At 72.7% G+C, this 2,145-nt stretch carries 2 protein-coding genes; both read left to right on the top strand.

Going from position 1 to position 2,145, the window contains the following annotated elements; genetic code table 11:
* Positions 1-730: carboxyl transferase domain-containing protein (locus AB0C29_RS45090; RefSeq protein WP_360834054.1), on the top strand; the 730-nt coding region annotated here is incomplete at its 5' end.
* 20 nt (positions 731-750) lie between these two features.
* Positions 751-2,145 (top strand): biotin carboxylase N-terminal domain-containing protein (locus tag AB0C29_RS45085; protein WP_360834052.1); only part of this gene is annotated, 1,395 nt, incomplete at its 3' end.

The raw sequence follows: 2,145 nt of genomic DNA, 5'->3' as shown, positions 1-2,145 counted from the left end.
GGCCGAGGACGAGCGCGACGGGCTGCGGCTGGCCCGCCAGTGCGTCCGGCGCTTCAACTGGCGCAAGCGCGGCCCGGCGCCGCGCTGCTTCCCGCCGAATCCGCCCAAGTACGACGCCGAGGACCTGCTGAGCATGGCCGGCGCCGACCCGGCGACGGTGTTCGAGCCGCGCGAGGTGCTGGCCCGGATCCTCGACGGCAGCGACTTCGACGAGTTCAAGCCGACCCAGGGCACCGCGCTGGTGACCGGCTGGGGCGAGCTGCACGGCTACCCGATCGGGGTGCTGGCCAACCTGGGCGGGGCGTTCTCGCCGGCCGAGACGCAGAAGGCCGTGCACTTCATCCAGCTCGCCAACGCGACGGCCACGTCCCTGCTGTTCGTGCAGTACACCGGCGCGCCGGCCGCCGAGGCCCACGAGGCCGCGGACGTGCGGCACGGTGCCCCGCTGGTGCACGCCGTGGCCAAGTCGACCGTGCCGCACCTGACCCTGATGATCGGCGCCCGGCCCGCCGAGGAGGCCGGCGGCATCTACGGCCGGGCCTACGAGCCCCGGTTCCTGTTCAGCTGGCCGGTGGAACGGCCCGCGGAGGGTTCACCCCCGCTCGGGAAGCTGCCCGACGACGGCGTCATCGATCCGCGCGACACCCGTACGGTGCTCGGTCTCTGCCTGTCCGCCGTGCACAGCGCGGCTGTCGAGGGCGCCGAGCACGTCGGCGTCTTCCGACCCTGAAGTCCCTGAAAGGTAGACCAGTGATCCGACGTCTTCTGGTGGCCAACCGCGGCGAGATCGCCCGCCGGGTATTCGCCACCTGCCGCCTGGTCGGCATCGAGACGGTCGCCGTCTACTCCGATGCCGACGCCGACGCGCCGCACGTCACCGAGGCCGACTACGCCGTCCACCTGTCCGGCAACACCGCGGAGTCGACGTACCTGCGGGGTGACCTGATCATCGCGGCGGCTAAGCGGGCCGGGGTCAACGCCATCCATCCGGGTGACGGCCGGCTGGCCGAGGACCCCGGGTTCGCCGCCGAGGTCGCGGACGCCGGGATGATCTGGGTCGGCCCGCCGGCCAAGACGCTGGGCAGCGTGCAGAACAAGATCGAGACGAAGGCCATGGTCGCCGAGGCCGGCGTACCGGTGCTGCCCACGCTGACCGACCCGGCCGAGATCACCGACTTCCCGGTGCTGATCAAGCCGGCGACCGGCCACGGCGGGCAGGGCATGCGGGTGGTCCGGGACCCGGTGACGCTGGCCGAGGCGATCTCCTCGACCCGTCAGGAGACCGGTGACACGGTCTTCTGCGAGCCGTATGTGGAGAACGTGCGGCACATCGAGGTGCCGATCATCGCGGACGCGCACGGGGCCGTCGTGCCGTTCGGCGAGCGCGAGTGCTCGGTGCAGCGCCGCTACCAGAAGATCATCGAGGAAACCCCGTCCCCAGCGGTCGATCCGGCGCTGCGTGAGGAGCTGTGCCGGGCCGCGATCATCGCGGTACGGGCCATCGGCTTCGTCGGCGCCGGCGCCGTGGAGTTCCTGCTGGACGAGCACGGCGACTTCTGGTTCCTGGAGCTGACCCCCACCCTGCAGGTCGAGCACGCCGTCACCGAGTGCGTGTCCGGGTACGACCTGGTCCGCCTGCAACTGCTGGTGGCCGAGGGGGGCAGCCTGCCGATGCCGGGTCCGCCGCCGATCCGCGGGCACGCCATCGAGGTGCGCATCTGCGCCGAGGACCCCGCGTACGCGTGGCTGCCCGCCTCCGGCACGCTGCACCGTTTCGCCGTACCGGATGTGGCGGGTTCGTTCCGCCCGCTGCCCCAGCCCGGCCTGCGCCTGGACGCCGGCGTGATGGATGGCACCGTGGTCGGCGTGCACCACGACTCGACGCTGGCCAAGCTCGTCGCCTGGGCCCCGACCCGGCAGGAGGCGGCGCGGATGCTGGCGTCGGCGCTGACCCGGACCCAGTTGCACGGCGTGGTCGCCAACCGGGACCTGCTGGTCCGTGTCCTGCGCCACCAGGCGTTCCGGGTCGGTGACGTGGACACCGGGTTCCTGGACCGGCACCCGGAGGTCTTCGCCCCGCTGCTGTCCTCGGTGGACGCCGTCCGCATCTCCTGCCTGGCCGCCGCGCTGGCCGGGGCCGCGGCC

It is taken from the genome of Actinoplanes sp. NPDC048791 (assembly GCF_040650095.1).
Lineage (GTDB): Bacteria > Actinomycetota > Actinomycetes > Mycobacteriales > Micromonosporaceae > Actinoplanes.
Note: the sequence above shows the minus strand (reverse complement) of the source record. Positions and strands in the feature narration are given on the sequence as shown.